Genomic DNA, 17934 nt, shown 5'->3' with positions numbered 1-17934 from the left:
TATGGGCGGTTTTATCGAGGTGCTCCTCGGTTTCATGGACAAGGGTGGCGACGTCCTGTGGTTGATCGCCCTCCTGCTGTTCGTGATGTGGACCCTGATTTTTGAACGAGTCTGGTATCTGCAGTTCGGCTGGAAGAAGGATGTCGCGCAGGTTATCAGCAAGTGGGAAGGGCGCGCCGAGCGCAAGTCCTGGGAGGCCGAGCAGATCCGTACCATGCTGGTTTCCCAGGCGCGCATGCAGATCAATCGCAACCTGCCCGTGATCAAGACCCTGGTCGCCCTGTGTCCGCTGCTCGGTCTTCTGGGCACGGTGACGGGGATGATCGAGGTATTCAACATCATGGCGGTGACCGGCGGCGGTGACGCCAAGTCGATGGCTGGCGGTGTCCAGCAGGCAACTATTCCGACCATGGCGGGTATGGTGGCTGCACTGTCCGGCGTTTTTGCCAATACCTATGTGACCAGGATCGCCCAGCGGGAAAGTGTATTCCTGCGCGACAACCTGACCACGGATCACTAACAGAGCCAAGTTGATGCGAAAGAGTAACCGAGAAGCCGACGCCGATGAGGCCGAGATCGACCTGACACCCATGCTTGACGTGGTGTTCATCATGCTGATCTTCTTTATCGTCGTCGCTTCCTTCCTGAAGGAAGCCGGGATCGAGATGAACCGGCCCGACAGCAACCAGAACCCCCCGGAATCTGACGCTACCAGTATTTCGGTAACGATTACCGGGGACAACCAGATTTGGATGGAGAATCGCCGCATTGATATCCGGGCGGTTCGGGCCAACATCGCCCGCCTGCTGGCGGAAGACCCGGAGCAGTCTTTCACTGTGAAAACAGAGCCGGGCGCCACCGCGGGTACGCTGCTGGAAGTGGGCGACGCCGCCCGCGAGGCTGGCGTCAAACAGGTTAATTGGCCAGCGGAGGAAAAGAAGTGAGCAGGCGGAGTTTGGATGCTGGTCGAGCAGGCGCGGACGGCGGCGGCGGAGAGGGTGAAATTGACCTGACTCCGATGCTGGACGTCGTGTTCATCATGCTCATCTTTTTTATCGTGACCTCGTCTTTCGTGAAAGAGCCAGGTATCGATATCCTCAAGGCGGAGGCGGTTACCACCAACCCCTGCGAGCGCGGGACGATTATCTTTGCTGTTAACGCGATGGGCGACATTTACTACGACAAGAAGCAGATTCCGCTGGAACGAGCCTATTGGCTTGCCGAGGCGGCCAAGAAAGAGGCTCCCAGGGCGAACTTTGTCGTTCAGGCCGACGTTGATGCGCCGACCTCGGCGTTGAGCGAATTGCTGGCAGCGATTAAACCGTTAATGGACGCGCCGCTGTGTGCTTCTACCGACGAAGCGGGCTAGGGCAGGGGTGATTGTAAAGTGAGATTAGTTTTTTCAGTGTTGCTCGCTATTCCCGTAGTGGTGGGCCTGTTTTTTGTAATGCATAGTCTGATCGACCGCGAGTTTGAAAACCCCGAGGTGAAAAATCAGAAGATTGCGGATCTGGTGCAGCCGGAGGAAGACATCCAGCTGGAAAAAACCACCAGAAAGCCGGAGAAGGTGGAAGACCCCGAGGAACCGCCGCCGGAAATGGACATGGCCCAGATCGATCTGAATATGGACACCAACATCGATAATGTGGCCCCCACGGCCAGCATTGACGTCAGCATTTCGACCAGTGGCATGTCTTCTGGCGATGGTGAGTACCTGCCTATCGTCAAGGTGGCGCCGATTTATCCGCGCCGGGCGCAAACCCGCGGTATCACCGGTTATTGCATCGTCGAGTATACGGTGACCACCTCCGGCGCTATTCGCGACCCGGTTGCGGTGGATTGCCAACCCTCGGGCGTATTCGAGAGCGCCTCGGTCAAGGCGGCTGAGAAGTTCAAGTACAAGCCGCGCGTGGTGGATGGCGAGGCCATTGAGGTGGCCGGCGTGCAGAACAAGTTCACCTACGAGCTGGAACAGTAACAAGGCGTAGCTGTTATGAAATTGTTGAATCACAAAACCTGGTCCCGAGCCGCGCTGCTGGCAGTGCCGGTGCTGGTGTCACAGGTCGCCGTCACCCAGTTACAGCGTGATGCCGGCGTTGCCGTCTTTGCCAGCGCCATTGCCCAGGAAGAGGCGGACCAGCGGGAGACCCGGCGCACTCCTGCCCTGCGTAACAAGGTATACGAGAAGCTGGCCGAAGCACAGGCAGCGGCCGAAGCCAAGGACCTGGCTGGCGCGCAGAAGATCCTCGACGGCATGATTGCCGCTGGAGGCCAGAAGGCCCTGAACAGCTACGAGCTGGCCAACGTCTACAACCTCTACGCGTTTATCTACTATTCCCGCGAAGATTACAGGAATGCGCTGGAGGCCTACGAGAACGTGGTCTCCCAGCCCGACATTCCGCTGGCGATGGAGATCAACACCCGCTTCACCATTGCCCAGCTGTATTTTGTCCAGGAAGACTGGAAGCGCGGCATCGACGCACTGCTCAAGTGGTTCGAGATGACCGATAGCCCGAACGCCAACGCCTACGTGCTGCTGGCACAGGGTTACTACCAGCTGAAGGACTATGACAAGGCGCTGTTCAATGTCGAAAAAGCCATCTCCATGTACAACGAGAAGGACAAACTGCCCAAGGAACAGTGGTATAACCTGGCTCGTTTCCTGTACTTCGAGAAAAACGATATCAAGAAAACCGTTGAGGTGCTGGAAATCCTGCTGACCCACTACCCCAAAAAGCAGTACTGGGTGCAGCTCTCGCATATGTATGGTGAGCAGAAGAAAGAGACCGAGCAGCTGTCGGCGATGGAGACTGCCTACGTTCAGGACATGCTCGACAAGGGTACAGAGCAGGTCACCATGGCCTACCTGTACCTGCAGGGTGAGGTGCCTTACAAGGCCGCCAAGGTCATGGACAAGGGCCTGAATAACGGCTCAATAGACGACACCTCCAAGAACTGGGAAATTGCCGGTAGCGCCTGGCGCCAGGCCCGGGAAGTGAAAAAGTCCATTCCGGCGATGGAGAAAGCCGCGGCCAAGGCAGACGACGGTGAGCTTTACGCCCGCCTGGGCAATATCTATCTCGATGGCGACGAGAACCAGAAGGCCATTACCGCGATCAACAAGGGCCTGTCCCGCGGCGGAATTAAACGGCCGGACAATGCTCGCCTGGTGTTGGGTATGGCCTACTTCAACGTCAAGGAATACGACAAGGCGCGGGAAGCGTTCAAGGCCGCCGGCCGTGATCAGCGCTCGGCCAAGTATGCCGAGCAGTGGATCAAGTACATGGATTCCGAGCTGGAGCGCCAGCGCAGCCTGGCTGACGGCTGATAGTCGATCCTGCATTGGCCCGCACAGCGGGCCAGTGAGCATAAAAAAAGGAGCCAGACGGCTCCTTTTTTGTATCCGCCGTAAAATTACAGCGCGATTACGTTTTCCGCCTGGGGGCCTTTCTGGCCATCAGTAACGTCAAACTGGACTTTCTGGCCATCGGCCAGGGTACGGAAACCGTCGCCCTTGATGGCGCTGAAGTGAACGAAAACATCGGGGCCGTCCTCGCGCTCGATGAAGCCGAAGCCCTTGCTCTCGTTAAACCATTTAACGGTTCCGGTTGTTGAAGACATATCTTTTACCTGTATTGCTTGCCACTCCCACGGGGTGTGGCGGTTTATCTAAGTGTATATGGTTGACGTACCGAGGAACTTTTGGGGAACTTCGACCGCTATCCAAATCCGGCTGAACGCTCAGCCTCTTTGAGTGTAACACCAGTTGCCGAACCTTGCCGTTTTTTTCAAGCCGGGTTATTTGGCAATAATGCCGGTAAATCCACCCGCCGGGGAAAGCTTCAGCCTTGTTTCATCTTGCCGGGGCAAGGTATACCCTTTGCTCCTTGGCAATCGGTGTGGATACAGGCGTGCGCATACTGCTGGTGGAAGACGATTTGCAGCTGGGGGAATCGCTGGAGGCGGCCCTGCGTCTGGAACAATACGCCGTGGACTGGTTGCGCAGTGGCGAGCCGGTGCGTGCGACGCTGGGGGCGACCCCCTACGACCTGCTGGTTCTGGACCTTGGCCTGCCCGGGGTGCCTGGATTCCAGGTGCTGAGGCAGCTGCGCGCCGACAAGCACGACCTGCCGGTGCTGCTGCTCACCGCGCGCAACACCCTGGCCGACAAGGTGGACGGACTGGATTCCGGCGCCGACGACTATCTCACCAAGCCCTTCGAGATGGATGAGCTCTTTGCCCGCATCCGCACCCTGTTGCGGCGCACCGGTGAGCGTCCCAGCCAGCAGCTGGAGGCCGGGGGGATTGCAGTCAACCCGGTTGACCGGGTGGTTCGCTTCCAGGGTGCGGTGCTGGACCTGACCGCCAGGGAGTACGCCATTCTGGAAATCCTCGTGCGCAACAGCGGGCGCTTCGTGTCCCGGGCCCGGCTGGAGGAAGGCATTTACAGCTGGGGCGAGGAAGTGGGCTCCAATACCGTTGAGGTCTATATTTCCCGGCTGCGCAAGCGCTTCGGCAGTGACTGTATAGAGACCATGCGCGGTGTTGGGTACCGCATTGCGCAATGAGGCTGTCGCTGCAACAACGCCTGACCTGGATTCTCCTGTCCCTGACCCTGTTTGCCTGGATCGGCTCGGCGGTGGTGACCTATGTCTACGCCAACCGGGTGCTGCTGGGGCAGGTAGACCGGCAGCTGGGGCAGTACGCCGACCTCGTCAACTATATTACCCGTGTCTTCGAGCGCCAGCTGGCCGAGGGTCAGCCGCTGTACGAGGCCTGGAGCGGTCATGACTATGACCAGGCGCACCTGCAGCCCATTGTCATCGAGACGCCGGTAAGCACCGGCCTGGCGCCGGCGATCAATGTGTGGGAGCAGCAGAATCGCATCGCCGTGCTGGCGGGCTCGCCTTTGTTCGAGCGACCGACCCGCGAGGGGCTCAGCAACCGGGAGCTCGCCGGCGGTGGTGGCCAGTGGCGGCTGTTGAGCATGAGAGACGAGAGTACCGGGCTCTGGGTGCAGGTGGGTATTGAACTGGGTGCGGCCCGGCAGGATATGATTGCCACCCTGGGGCGGGCCTTCCTGCCGCTGCTGATCGTGGTGCCGCTGACGATCGCGGTGCTTTACCTGGGTGTGGCCAGGGGCCTGCGCCCGCTGAAGAATCTCGCGTCGCAAATCTCCAGCCGTAAACCCGGCCTGCTCGATCCGGTAGCCACTGCCGATGTTCCCTCCGAACTGGACAGCGTGGTATCGGCGTTGAACAGCCTGCTCGCCAGGCTTGCCGCGGCGATGGAAAGCGAGCAGCGTTTTACCGCCAACGCGGCCCACGAATTATTGACTCCGCTGGCGGCCATCAAGACCGAGGTGCAGCTGTGCCAGCGGCAGCTGGGCGAGGAGCCCGCGGCGGCCATGCTGACCCGTATTACCCAGCGAGTAGACCGCGCGGCGCACACGGTCGAGCAGTTGCTGACCCTGGCCAGGCTGGATCCGGAGGCACCGCTTGACCGCGCCCCCCTGGAGCTGCGTGCTCTGCTGACCGAGGCGCTGGCCGATACCGCCCACCTGGCGGCGGACAAGCAGTTGACCGTGGCGCTGGAAGAGGGCCCGGCGATACAGCTGGAGGGCAATGCCGAGGCCCTGGCGATCATGTTGCGCAACCTGCTGGTCAATGCCTTCAAATACAGTGGCGGTCGGGACGAAGTGAGCATAGCCCTGCGCCAGCAAGGGCCAGAGATCGTTCTCGAGGTCTGTAACGACTGTGAACCCCTGTCAGCGGCGGAACATGCCCAGCTGGGCAGGCGTTTTTACCGCGTGCCGGGCAGCGCCGGACAGGGGGCGGGCCTGGGCCTGTCTATAGTCGCCCGCATTGCCCTGTTACACGGAGCCCGCGTAGCCACCGGGCCGGGTGAGGGCGGCAGGGGTTTCTGTGCCCGGGTAAACTTCCCTCAGCCCGCTTGAAGCGGCGCGTGGGCGGCACCGATGAGCCCCGGATTATCAGCGCTGATCACGTTTACCGGAATTGCCTCCAGGTGCTCCCGCATTGCCCCCTTGGCCTGGAAGCGCGCCAGGAAGGTACTGCGCTGCAGGAAGTCGATCATGCGGGGCACGATGCCGCCGGCGATGAACAGGCCGCCGTAAGCGCCGTTGGCGAGCACAAAGTCGCCGCAGGCTGAGCCCAGCAGGGAGCAGAAGGTATCCAGGGCCAGTACACAGTGTTCGTCGCTGCCCTGCAGCGCCCTGGTCGAGACATCCGCCGGTTCCAGGGACCGGGGGCAGGCACCGTGGATGCTGGCGATGCAGTTGTAGAGCCGCACCAGACCGATGCCCGAGACCAGCAGCTCGGCGTAAATATCGCCGTGGCGGGGCAGCAGTGCCCTGAAAATTTCCAGCTCAAGCTCATTGCCGGGAGAGAGGCCGGCGTGACCGGGTTCGGCGTCCGCCGCGTAGGGGACACCCGCGAACTGGCGCAGGGTGGCTCCGCCCAGGCCGGTACCGGGGCCGACGGTGGCGAGGATATCGTTCCGTGTTTCCTGCCCGGCGTGAATCAGGTGCAGGTCGGAAGGGCTCAGGTGGGGCAGTGCGTGGGCATTGGCCTGGAAGTCATTGAGCCAGCCCACCCGGGTGAAGCCGAATTCCCTGGCCATTGCCCGCCGGGAAAATGACCAGCCGATATTGACCATGGTCACCTGGTCGCCAGCGGGCGGGGCCGCGGCGGCAATACAGGCCGCCGTCGGCCAGGTTTCATCCAGTTGCTGGCGCCAGTGGTCGATGATGTCGCTGAGGTCGCGGTAATCGCGATTGTGGAAGCCGGTCACTGCCCTGAATTCGCGCTGCTGTTCATCGTACAGGGCAATACGGGTGTTGGTGCCGCCCACATCGGCGACCAGGCGAGTTGCTGCAGGCATTTACTGTACCGGTAAAATCTTGATGATATTGGTTGATCCAGACCGCCCCATGATGGTGCCCTTGGTCAACAGGATGGCGTCCCCCCGCTGCAGGTAACCGCCGTCCTTGAGGAACTCGATAGCCTGGGCGTCGAGCTGGTCGGGGTCAAACACGCTGGCATCGAAAAACAGCGGTATGACCCCGCGGCACAGGCACAGCTTTTGCAGCGTTTCCGCGTTGCTGCTCAGGCCGAAAATAGGCAGGCCCGAGCTGAGCCGGGACATCAGCAGCGGCGTGTTGCCGCTTTCGGTCAGGCAGGCGATGCCGCGCACATCGCTGTAGTGATTGGCGGCATAAATAGCCGACATGGCGATGGTTTCCTGGGGCGAGGAAAACTCCCGGTCCAGCCGGTAGCGCGAGGTGCGGGCCACCGCCTGGCGTTCTGCCCCCAGGGCCGCGTCGGCCATGGCTGTCACCACCTCCACCGGGTATTTTCCCACCGCCGTCTCGGCCGACAACATCACCGCATCAGTGCCATCGAGCACCGCGTTGGCCACGTCGAACACTTCCGCCCGGGTCGGCATCGAGTTGTCGATCATCGACTCCATCATCTGGGTGGCGGTAATGACCACCCGGTCCATTTGCCGGGCGCGGGAAATCAGCTCTTTCTGGATGCCGATCAACTGGGCGTCACCGACTTCCACGCCCAGGTCGCCGCGGGCCACCATTACCCCGAGAGAGGCACGGATGATGCCGTTGAGCACCTCCGGGTCCGCCACTACCTCCGCCCGTTCAATTTTGGCAATGATGCCCGGGTCCATGTCGTGTTTCTGCAGCAGTTCCCGGGTCTGGAATATATCCTCTTCGCTGGAAACGAAGGAGACGGCGACAAAGTCCGGCCGGACCTCGGTCAGGCTGTCGATATCGGCGATGTCCTTGGTGGTCAGGGCCGGCGCGGCGAGCCCGCCGCCGAGGCGGTTAATCCCCTTGCGTGAACCCAGTTTGCCGCCAATCAACACCGTACACTCCACCGCGGAGTGCTCCACATCGTCCACCCGCAGGCGAATGCGACCATCGTCCAGCAGCAGGGTGTCACCCCTGCTGACGCTGTGGCATAACTCCCGGTAATCCAGGCCCACGGCGCGAATATCACCTTCCCCATCATCCAGCTTCAGGTCCAGCCGGAAACTGTCGCCAGCCGCGAGTTCGACAGCGCCGTCGCGGAAGCTGCCGATACGGATTTTGGGCCCCTGCAGGTCCGCCAGGATGCCGACATAGAGGCCGGCTATAGCCGATTGTTTGCGGATGCGGCGGGCAACCTCCGCGTGCTGGGCGCTGGTCCCGTGGCTGAAATTGAGGCGAAAAACATTGACCCCGGCGGCAATGAGGCGGCCAATCATGTCCTCCGATTCGCTGCCGGGACCAATGGTGGCTACGATTTTTGTGCGTCTGTTTACTTTCGGTGTCACGTCTTTTCCAAACTGCCGGTTTCGCCCGTCAGGGGCGAGTCAGGCTACAACTGCCTGGAATCCGATGATGCCCTGTTGCCGCTGAGAGCGCCAGTGACAAAAGCCACAATCAGGGCGCGGCCCCCTCGGGGCGCAGGATAATCCCTGGCGGTCCCGGGACTCAGTCATGCCCCTCGCTGTGGTTCATCGCAGACCGTCCAGGTAGGCCCGGGTGAGGTCCGGAAAATCGGTAAACAGGCCGTCCACGCCAGCTTGCTGGAACAGTGCCTGGTGCAGCTGGTCGGGATGCGTGACGCCCTCGGGCAGCTGGTCGCTGCGCAGGGTGTAGGGGTGTACCAGCAGGCTGTGCCGCCGGGCCAGCGCGGCTAGCCCGGTGGCTTCCAGGCCCCGCTCTCCGGAGCGCACCACCTGGGGTATCCAGGGGCCAATACCACTAGCGTAGGTCGCAACCCGGGCAATGCCCTCGGGCGTGCGCATGGCGTCATAATCGATGGCGCCGTCCTCTCCCCAGTCGTTCTCGCCGATCAGCTGGATCAGCGGCAGGCTGGTCCTCGACTTGAGCGCGACCAGTGTCGGTTCATGAAAACACTGGAGAAAGACCTGTTCGGGCTTGTCGTGGTAGCCGGTCCGGGCCAGCACGTCCAGCACCGCTGCCGCAAGGTCCCGGCCCTGGGTGGCATGCCAGGCGGGAGCCTTGAGCTCTATGTAAAGTCCGGTGGTGGTGCCGCGGCTGTGATCCAGGCCGGCGATGAGCTGAATTTCCTCCTCCAGGGTGGGCAGGGTAAACGTGCCCTGCCCCAGCGGAAAGCGATCGGGGAAATAGGCCCGCACCTGCCCGCTGTCGTCACGGTAGCTGCGTTCGTGCAGGCGCAAATCGCGGATCTCCGCCAGGTCAAAATCCAGGGCGTAGAAGCGCCCGTCCTGCCGGGACCGGTCGGGGAAGCGTTGTTCGACATCGGTGGTGCTCTCCAGGTGAATGTCGTGGAGAACAATCGGCACCCCATCGCGGGTCAACACGACGTCCTGCTCGATGAAGTCCGCGCCCATGGCGTGGGCCATGGCCTTGGCCTCCAGGCTGTGCTCGGGCAGGTAGCCCGAGGCGCCCCGGTGGGCAATGACAATGGGTTGGGCACCGGTCACCGCGGCCACCAGCGAGATGCTGAGGGCCAGCAGTGCCTGCAACGCGCCATGGCGGTGCGGAGGCATGTCACCGGATCAGGGAAGGGCGGCTATCCAGTCGCCGTCCTCAAACCACTTCTTGCGCAGCTGGGCCAGTACACCGGTCTTGGCGAAGGCGCCGAGGAAGTTGTCCACCAGGTTCTGGAATTCCGGGTCGTCCTTGCTGACGGCAATCCCGACCGGCTCCATGGTCAGCGGCTGTTTGAGCGTTACCAGGCCGGAACCGCGGTTACGCAGCACCGCCAGCTTGGTGACCGACATGTCGGCAATCACGCCATCCACCTTGCCGGCGAGCAGCAGGGCCACTGCCTCGTCGGAGGTCTCGGTCGCGGTCAGCGTGGCGGCGGGCGCGTTTTCCCTGATGAACACCGCACTGGTGGAGTTGGCCACCGCCGCCAGTTTGAGGTCGTCACGGTTGAAGGCGCCGGTGTCCTCGGCCTCTGCCAACACTGAATTACGGGTCAGGATGGATTTGCCGGTCATCATGTAGGGCCCGATGAAGTAGGCCTTTTCACTGCGTTCGGGGGTCACGGACATGTTCGACAGGATCATGTCGATCTCGCCTTTTTCCAGGGCCTCGAGCAGGTTGCCGAAGGGCAGTACCTTGATGTCAAGCTCGACCCGCATGGCCTTCGCCAGGCCCCGGGCCAGGTCAACATCAAGCCCCATGACCCCGCCCTGGCGGTTCAGGGTGGTCATGGGGGGCTGGTCGGCAGACATGCCCACCTTGAGGGTTTTGAAATCGATGATACGCTGCAGGGTCTCCCCTGCCTGGGCGCCGCCGATCAGCGACAGGGCAATAATGCCCCCCAGCAGGAGCTGCTTCAGAATTTTGCTCATGGGGTCTGGATTCCTGGTCAGATTACACAGTGCTTGGCGTAGGTGGAGGCCTCATTGGCGGACCATTCACCCTTGGGTTTGCCCGCCAGGTCCTCACACCATTGTTCCGAGCCTACTTCCATACCCTCGATAATACAATTTTTGGCATAGGTGGCGGCATCGGAGGCTGACCACTCGGACTTGGGTTGTTCTTTCTTGAGCTCGCACCATTTCTCGCTGCCCGGCTCCACGGAGCAGGCGGCGAGGGTGAGAGCACTGGCTATGATTAATAGACGTTTCATGGCGTTTGTCTTCGGTTGCTATGGGTGGCTCCTAAGTATTGCACCCGGCCGCAGATCCTGCCAGCAGCGCTGTCGGCAAATTGTCTGCGCGGAAAATAAAACCGTGGTGTTGCCGCTTGGCATTGTTTTGCCCAGCTGCTAATAATATTGCCATGAGCTATTCGACTGACAACGACGACCCGCGAACTCCATCACCCCCCTACGGCTACTCCCGGGTCTGTACCCATAGCCGCGAGGAGCAAATCCATATTGTGGCTGAATTCCACGCCCACAAAATCCGTCCCAGCCGCATTGCCTACCGGGTCGGCATCGACATCGCCTTCATCGAGCAACTGATCGCCGGGGAAATCGAGCAGGAGCGGTTTCCCGGCCTGGTGGCGCGCTATCGGCGGCAGCGTTTTGCCCAGCGGATGCAGCAAAGTGCAGCCAGCAGGGGCGTGAGCCGCTACGAACAGGAGCAGCGCATCGAGCGCGAATTCCGCCAGGAAAAAGACCTCTAGCGCGATTGCCGTTGTCCAGACTGCGTCCAGAACCTTAACAATTCTGCAACACCAGCATCACATTCCTGTCACCTCTCCCCCCTAACATTCGCCGCCAGGTTATCGGCTCTATGCCGGGCACTTGTAGTGCCACTCTTTTGTTCAACAGGTAAATAGGGGTTAAACATGGCGTCTGAAACAGGCATGAAGCAATTCTTGCTCGCTCTCTTCGTGGTGTCACTGTCCGCTTGTGGCGGTTCTTCATCTGACAATGTATCGCCCGGGCAGGTGGTGGTCGAGGTCCCCGGAGGCGGGGGCGGCGATGACGATGATGACGTCGATGGTGATGGCGACAGCAATGGCGGTGGCGGCGGTGACTTCGTCCGAAGCGCCATTCCGGTGGCCCTGGAGTCCGCAATCACCCCTTCGGGTGAGACCGCCAACGATGGGCGGGAAATCTACGACATCGATGTTACCGCGCTGCCGGGCGGCAAACTGGATCCTGAAGGTCTGCTGCTGGGTAATGACGTCATATTTCGCATCAAGGGCGGCGCCCTCAGCGTTAGCAACGGTTAAGGGAGAGATTTGAGAATGAACCGTACAAAATTGTATAGCGCCGTGGCGGCAGGTCTGCTGCTGTCTGCCGGCTATAGCGCCCAGTCACAGGTCCAGTCCTGTGTGCTGGAAATTGCTCCCGGCGCCGTTATCGTCGGCGCCAGCAACGAGGACTTCCTGGTCATCGAGCAGGGCTGCCAGATTGACGCGGAAGGTACCGCCGGGCAACCGATCCGGTTTACCGCAGCGAAAGCCGTAACCGGCGAAGTCGAAGACAACGAGCGTGGTCTCTGGGGCGGCCTGGTGATCAACGGCTTCGCGCCGATTAACGACTGCCCGGAGGGCGTCGGGGGCGGTACGGCCGAATGTACCAAGGAAGGTGAAGCCAACTCCGGTATTTTCGGCGGCGCTGACCCCGAGGACAGCTCAGGTATCCTCAAGTACGTGGTTGTGAGCTACGCCGGATCCAACGTCGACCCGGAAAACCAGCTCAACGGGATCGCCTTCCAGGGCGTGGGCTCCGGCACTGAAGTGGATTACGTCCAGGTGCACAACAACCTGGACGACGGTATCGAGTTTTTCGGCGGCACCGTAAGCGCCAAACACGTGGTGCTCACCGGCAACGCCGACGACTCCCTGGACTGGACCGATGGCTGGCAGGGCAACATCCAGTACCTGTACGTGGAGCAGTCCGGCTCCGGCGACAACCTGATTGAAGCGGACAACCGCGAGGGCGATGAAAACGCCCTGCCGCGTTCCCTGCCCGCCATCAGCAACATGTCCGCTTACGGCCTCGCTGGCGAGAACGGCCTGCGCTTCCGTCGCGGCACCGGTATCCACCTGAGCAACAGTTTCGTAGTCGACTCCGGCAGCTGCCTGCGTATCGGGGGTGAGTCCCGCAACCTGCTGGGCGGCGACCTGACCATCGCCGGCACCAGCTTCGGTTGTACTGAAACCCATGCCGATGACGAAGATGGTGCGGTAGAGGCCTACCTGGAGAGCGCCGAAGAAGTATCCCGGAGCGGTGGCCAGGTAAACCCGGTCACCCCGATGGGTGATTTCTTTGAACCGGCTGCCTACATTGGCGCCATCTCCGGCGATGACTGGACCGCTGGCTGGACCGCACCCGGTTCTGTCAGCAATGGTGAGGGCGGTCAGCCGGGCCTGGGTTGCCCCGTCGGGACCGAGGAAACTGGAGAATCGCTTGCCGGGAAAGATGTGTGTAGCCTGGCTGGCACTCTTACCCGGGATGTGACCCTCACTTCCTCCAACCACTACGAGTTGAACGGTAAAGTGGTTGTGGGTGGCGACAACACCGATTCCGCCACCCTGACTGTTCAGGCCGGAACCACTGTGTACGGTCCCGGCAGTACCGACTTCCTGGTGGTTTCGCGCGGATCAGAGCTGGTCGTTAATGGTACCGCCAACGCACCGGTAACTTTCACCGGCCTGGCTGACCTGCAGGGCAACGCCGACATCGAGACTACTCGCGGCCTCTGGGGTGGCGTGGTCATCAACGGTCATGCACCGATCAACGATTGCCCCGAGGGCGCGACCGGTGGCAGCGCCGGGTGCACCAAGGAAGGGGAGGCCAATTCCGGCCTGTTCGGTGGCGCTGACCCGACCGACTCCAGCGGCAGCCTGAAGTACATGGTGGTGAAATACGCCGGCTCCAACGTTGACCCGGAAAACCAGCTGAACGGGATCGCCTTCCAGGGCGTGGGTTCCGGCACCGAGGTCGACTACGTGCAGGTACACAACAACCTGGATGACGGTATCGAGTTCTTTGGCGGCACAGTAAGCGCCAAACACGTGGTGCTGACCGGTAATGCGGATGATTCCCTGGACTGGACCGACGGTTGGCAGGGCAGCATTCAGTTCCTGTTGATCAACCAGGGTGCTGACTCCGCCGACAACGGGATTGAAGCGGACAACCGCGAGGGCGACGAGAATGCCCTGCCGCGCTCCACCCCGATGATTGCCAACATGAGCATTGCGGGCAACCCGGCCGAGCGCGGTGTGCGCCTGCGTCGTGGCACAGGGCTGCGTCTATACAGCTCCTACGTGAAAGACAATGCCACCTGCCTGGATGTCTCCGGTGAATCCCTGAGCCTGCTGGGTACCGACATCGACTTTGACGGCGTTTCCTTCAACTGCCCGGAGACAGTGGATGGCGATAACCCCGAACTGCAATCATTCCTTGACAGTATCGGTAACGTTTCCCAGAACGGCGGCCCGGTCGCTGCCGCTGACCTGTCCGGAATGGCCGACTTCGAAAGCACTGACTTTATTGGCGCGGTGGGTGAGATGGACTGGACCGCAGGCTGGACCGTGGGCGACCTGGATACCGGTAGCCCGGGCTTCGCACCGCCGGTGGCGGGCTGTCCCGATGGCACCACTGAGGGCGAGGAAATCAACGGCACCCCGACCTGTGCCCTGCCCCAGTCGATTATCAGCGATCTGCAGTTAACCGCGGGCAAGTTCTACATTCTCGATGGCAAGACCACCGTCGGTGGCGACAACATTGATTCCGCCACCCTGACGGTGGCTGCGGGTGTCACTATTGTTGGTGATGACGCCGAGGACTTCCTGGTGATTTCCCGCGGCTCGCAGATTGTTGCCAACGGCAGCTCTACCGCACCGGTAACCCTGACCGCCATCGACGACGTCGAAGGCGTGAACCTGGGCAACGCTCGCGGACTGTGGGGTGGCCTGGTGATCAATGGTAACGCGCCGATCAACGACTGCCCACAAGGCGCTGCCGGCGGCACCGTAGAATGCAGCAAGGAAGGTGAAGCCAACTCCGGGCTGTTTGGCGGCGCTGATGCCGGCGACTCCAGCGGGGTGCTGAACTACGTCGTCGTCAAGTACGCCGGCTCCAACGTGGATCCGGAGAACCAGCTCAACGGTATCGCCTTCCAGGGCGTGGGCTCCGGCACCGAAGTGGACTACGTACAGGTACACAACAACCTGGACGACGGCATCGAGTTCTTCGGCGGCACCGTGGATGCCAGGCACGTGGTGCTCAGCGGCAACGCCGATGACTCCCTGGACTGGACCGACGGCTGGCAGGGTCGCCTGCAGTATGTCCATATCGTCCAGGGCGACGACTCGGCGGACAACGGCATCGAGGCGGACAACCGCGAGGGTGACGAGAACGCTGTGCCGCGCTCCAAGCCGACCATCGCCAACCTGTCCATCATCGGCAACGCCGGTGAGCGGGCGATCCGCCTGCGCCGCGGCAGCGGGGCGGACCTGTACAACACCGCGGTCACCGGCTCGGCTACCTGCCTGGATGTCGACGGCGACACCTCCGTGGGCCTGCTGGGAACCGGTATCAACATCGAGAGCGCTTCCTTCGATTGCCCGGAAGTCGTCGATGGCGAAAACCCGGAGCTGCAGAACTACCTGGACGGCGCGGTTAACGTAAGCCAGCACGGCAGTGATGTGCCGGCCGCCACCCTGCCCGCCGATGGTTTCTTCGAGCAGTCCGGCGTGGTCGGCTCCGACTTCGACAGCTGGAAAGGCAGCTGGGTGTTTGGCCAGTAATAGCCACTGGGTCTTCGGCCAGTAATAGAGAGTGTATTTGATGAAACGCAATCAACTATCAGTCGCGGTCCTGGCTGCGCTGGCGGGTCTTCCCGCCGGCGTCACCGCGCAGGACGATGGGGCCGGCCCCGTCTCTGTGCCTCAGATCGAGGAAGTTTTTGTGCTCGGCGAGTTCATCCCGGATGAAAAACGGGATACTTCGGAAATCGCCAACGTGCTTGGCGAAGCGGAAATGAACATCGTTCCGGAAACCACGGTGGGTGTAACCCTCTCCAGGGTGTCCGGTCTCAGCCTGGTGGGCGGCAAGTACGTCTATGTGCGCGGCCTGGGCGAGCGGTATTCTTCGACCCTGCTCAACCGTTCGCGCATCTCCTCACCGGTGCCGTTCCAGAAAACCGTGCCCCTGGATATCGTCCCCAACAACATCGTCAAGAGCCTGTTGGTGCAGAAGACCTACTCTGCCCAGTATCCGGGTGACTTCTCCGGTGGTGTGGTGGATATCCGCACCAGGACCATTCCGGATGAAGACTACCTGACGGCCAAGCTGCGTATCGGGGGTAATTCCGAGACCACCGGCGGGGACGGCATTTTTTACCGAGGTGGCGAAAACGACAACTGGGGTTGGGATGATGGTACCCGCAAAGTCCCCGAGAACATCCAGACGCTCAGCAGCGAGGAGTTTGAGGCTACCCCGTATCCGCAGAAGTCCAATCTGGGCGCGAGCTTCTACAACAACTGGGACATCTACGAAAAAGAGATGAAGCCGCTCTACAGCGGCGAGGCTGAATTCGGCAAGCGTATCGATTTCGACAACGGCATGGCCCTGGGTATTCTGGGTAACGCCAAGTACACCAATACCTGGAATAACACGATCAAGGACCTGGCGCGCTACGAGTTCACCGGTGTTGATGGTGGCAGTAAGCAGACGGTGGACTACACCCGCTGGATAAGCAAACAGACCGTCAACCTGTCGGGCTTCCTCAACGTGGGGCTGGAATTGAACCGGGACAACGCGGTCTCCTTTACCGCCATCAACCTGCGCCAGTCCGAGGACGAGGTCCAGCAGGACCGCGGCTTGTCCTCCGAGGATGATGTAAGCGACGGTACCTTTGTTGAAAGCTACCGCCTGCAGTGGACGGAAAACGAGATCGAATCCTTCCAGCTGACCGGTGAACACTATTTCAGCAGCCTGAACGACATGTTGCTGGAGTGGCGCCTGGTCGATGGCTCCGGCTCCCGGGAGGCGCCTGATACCCGTACCTACACCTACGCCGAGGAAAACAGCGGGGTAATGGCGGTCGTTGATCCCAGCCGACAGGCGGCGGGCGACCTGCGCGACGTGTTCCAGGCCCCGGACCGCAACTACAGCGAGCTGGAAGACAGCATCGATGACATCGGCTTCGATATTGAATTGCCGATCAGCTTTCTCGACAGCGTGATCAGGGCCGGCTACTCGGATTATGAGCGCTCCCGGGAAAGTGAGGACCGCCTGTTCCGCTTCGGCCTGCAGCCCTCCGCGCCCGGCTACATTGCCTGGATGGCTCCCCAACAGCTGTTCGGCAACGATAACTGGGCCGCCGGCTACCTGTCGGTGCGCGACTTCTCCGCAGGCCAGGCCAACGCCTCGGGGGTGTTCCCGTTCGCGGAATCCGGGGAATCAATCGAGGGCTATTACGGCTCTATTGATTCCCAGGTGCTGTCGACGGTAAGACTGCAACTGGGCGTGCGCAGTGAGGATACCGACATCACCGCCGATGCCTGGGGCGGCAACACGGAACAGGGCAGCGACAACCTGGTCAGGCGCTCCTACTCGGACACGCTGCCCAGCGCCTCGCTGACCTGGGAGTTCGTCGAGAACATGCAGCTGCGGGCGGCCTACTCGGAGACCGTCAACCGGCCCAGCCTGCTGGAAATCACCGGTTCTACCATCCGCAACCCGGAAGACCAGAACCTGTACCGCGGTAACGTATTCCTGGAGCCGGCGGATGTGGAAAATATCGACCTGCGCTGGGAGTGGTACTTCGGCGCTGCCGACGAAATGTCTATCGGTGTGTTCACCAAGGACTTCACCAACCCGATCGAAATTGCCAAGATTCAGGCCCAGGGGGATATTTTCACCTGGTTCAATGCCGAGGAAGCGACGCTCGACGGTGTCGAGTTCGATGTGCGCAAGGACCTGACCTTCGGCAGCTGGTTCGATCTCGATCCGGCCTGGGACAGCTTCCGGGCCTCTTTTAACGTGTCCTGGATCGATTCGGAGGTAAGCCTGCTCGGCAGCGGTGAAACCGCGGCCGATATTCCCCTGACCGGTGGCCGACAGATTTCACCGCTGTTCGCCAATGAACGGCCGATGACCGGCCAGTCGGACCTGCTGGCCAACGTCCTGCTTTCCTACCAGGATTACGACAACGGTATTACCGCCACCCTGGCGTATAACTTTACCGGTGAGCGAATCATACTGGTGGGGGACAACAACGCGCCGGACATCATGGAAGAGGACCGTCACCGGGTGGACGTGTTGCTGAAGTACCTGCTGCCCTGGGGCGATAAGGAGTTTGAGGTCGAGGCCAAGGCGGCCAACATCACCGATGAGGACGTCGAGTGGACCCAGGGAGGCCAGCTTTACGAGCGCTGGGGACCGGGTGTTACCTACTCAGTGGGTATCAAGGCGAGGTTCTAGTCTGCTGGAAACGACAAAG

Annotated in this window: 17 protein-coding genes; 11 read left to right on the top strand and 6 right to left on the bottom strand. The window is 61.2% G+C overall.

All coding sequences use genetic code 11. The features are described from left to right. Position 1: 1 nt before the first annotated feature. The 5 genes from DWB85_RS02580 (at position 2) to DWB85_RS02560 (ending at position 3328) form a co-directional block, all read left to right on the top strand. On the top strand, positions 2-520 hold the full coding sequence (locus DWB85_RS02580) for a MotA/TolQ/ExbB proton channel family protein (RefSeq protein ID WP_117952635.1): 519 nt from the start codon (positions 2-4) through the stop codon (positions 518-520). Positions 521-533: 13 nt separating this feature from the next. Then, positions 534-944 (top strand): ExbD/TolR family protein, encoded by a 411-nt coding sequence (locus tag DWB85_RS02575; RefSeq protein WP_117952634.1) that lies wholly within the window; start codon positions 534-536, stop codon positions 942-944. 74 nt (positions 945-1018) lie between these two features. Next, positions 1019-1369 carry an ExbD/TolR family protein gene (locus DWB85_RS02570; RefSeq protein ID WP_239017201.1) on the top strand — a complete coding sequence of 117 codons (351 nt, stop codon included), beginning with the start codon at positions 1019-1021 and terminating at the stop codon, positions 1367-1369. A gap of 78 nt (positions 1370-1447) precedes the next feature. Continuing rightward, a complete protein-coding gene (locus tag DWB85_RS02565; RefSeq protein ID WP_117952749.1) occupies positions 1448-1978 on the top strand; it encodes an energy transducer TonB in 531 nt (176 codons plus the stop codon). 15 nt (positions 1979-1993) lie between these two features. Further along, positions 1994-3328 carry a tetratricopeptide repeat protein gene (locus DWB85_RS02560; protein WP_117952633.1) on the top strand — a complete coding sequence of 445 codons (1335 nt, stop codon included), beginning with the start codon at positions 1994-1996 and terminating at the stop codon, positions 3326-3328. Positions 3329-3414: 86 nt separating this feature from the next. On the opposite strand, the gene cspE is transcribed toward DWB85_RS02560, so the two are convergent. Further along, positions 3415-3621, bottom strand: coding sequence for a transcription antiterminator/RNA stability regulator CspE (cspE, locus tag DWB85_RS02555; protein WP_117952632.1), 207 nt, complete (start codon positions 3619-3621; stop codon positions 3415-3417). Positions 3622-3911: 290 nt separating this feature from the next. Here cspE and DWB85_RS02550 point away from each other — a divergent pair, with 290 nt between their 5' ends. Both DWB85_RS02550 and DWB85_RS02545 read left to right on the top strand, forming a co-directional pair. After that, positions 3912-4568, top strand: coding sequence for a response regulator transcription factor (locus DWB85_RS02550; RefSeq protein ID WP_162845980.1), 657 nt, complete (start codon positions 3912-3914; stop codon positions 4566-4568). Further along, the gene (locus DWB85_RS02545; protein ID WP_117952631.1) at positions 4565-5956 is read left to right on the top strand and encodes an ATP-binding protein; all 1392 of its coding nucleotides are present in this window, start codon (positions 4565-4567) and stop codon (positions 5954-5956) included. Before DWB85_RS02550 ends, DWB85_RS02545 begins: the two co-directional genes overlap by 4 nt. Here DWB85_RS02545 and glk read toward each other — a convergent pair. The 5 genes from glk to DWB85_RS02520 all read right to left on the bottom strand — a co-directional run bounded on the left by glk (position 5944) and on the right by DWB85_RS02520 (position 10652). Further along, positions 5944-6903, bottom strand: coding sequence for a glucokinase (gene glk / locus DWB85_RS02540; RefSeq protein WP_117952630.1), 960 nt, complete (start codon positions 6901-6903; stop codon positions 5944-5946). The genes DWB85_RS02545 and glk overlap by 13 nt on opposite strands. Then, a complete protein-coding gene (gene pyk / locus DWB85_RS02535; protein WP_117952629.1) occupies positions 6904-8352 on the bottom strand; it encodes a pyruvate kinase in 1449 nt (482 codons plus the stop codon). Positions 8353-8535: 183 nt separating this feature from the next. Beyond that, positions 8536-9558 carry a glycerophosphodiester phosphodiesterase gene (gene glpQ, locus DWB85_RS02530; protein WP_117952628.1) on the bottom strand — a complete coding sequence of 341 codons (1023 nt, stop codon included), beginning with the start codon at positions 9556-9558 and terminating at the stop codon, positions 8536-8538. A 9-nt stretch (positions 9559-9567) separates the two neighbouring features. After that, complete coding sequence (locus DWB85_RS02525) at positions 9568-10371, bottom strand: substrate-binding periplasmic protein (RefSeq protein ID WP_117952627.1); 804 nt, start codon at positions 10369-10371, stop codon at positions 9568-9570. A gap of 17 nt (positions 10372-10388) precedes the next feature. Next, entirely contained in the window at positions 10389-10652 is a 264-nt protein-coding gene (locus DWB85_RS02520; protein WP_117952626.1) for a DUF3012 domain-containing protein, read from the bottom strand. A 152-nt stretch (positions 10653-10804) separates the two neighbouring features. On the opposite strand from DWB85_RS02520, the gene DWB85_RS02515 reads away from it, so the two are divergent. From DWB85_RS02515 to DWB85_RS02500, 4 genes are all read left to right on the top strand, one after another. Beyond that, positions 10805-11152 carry a hypothetical protein gene (locus DWB85_RS02515; RefSeq protein ID WP_117952625.1) on the top strand — a complete coding sequence of 116 codons (348 nt, stop codon included), beginning with the start codon at positions 10805-10807 and terminating at the stop codon, positions 11150-11152. Positions 11153-11317: 165 nt separating this feature from the next. Continuing rightward, positions 11318-11707 (top strand): hypothetical protein, encoded by a 390-nt coding sequence (locus DWB85_RS02510; protein ID WP_133300552.1) that lies wholly within the window; start codon positions 11318-11320, stop codon positions 11705-11707. 15 nt (positions 11708-11722) lie between these two features. Next, positions 11723-15235 (top strand): hypothetical protein, encoded by a 3513-nt coding sequence (locus DWB85_RS02505; RefSeq protein WP_117952623.1) that lies wholly within the window; start codon positions 11723-11725, stop codon positions 15233-15235. A 40-nt stretch (positions 15236-15275) separates the two neighbouring features. Next, positions 15276-17915, top strand: a complete 2640-nt coding sequence (locus DWB85_RS02500; protein WP_117952622.1) for a TonB-dependent receptor domain-containing protein — start codon at positions 15276-15278, stop codon at positions 17913-17915. The last annotated feature ends 19 nt before the right edge of the window (positions 17916-17934 follow it).

This window comes from Seongchinamella sediminis, assembly GCF_003457605.1.
Taxonomy (GTDB): domain Bacteria; phylum Pseudomonadota; class Gammaproteobacteria; order Pseudomonadales; family Halieaceae; genus Halioglobus; species Halioglobus sediminis.
The sequence above is the reverse complement of the archived record's forward strand: the minus strand, read 5'-3'. Positions and strand labels throughout refer to the sequence as shown.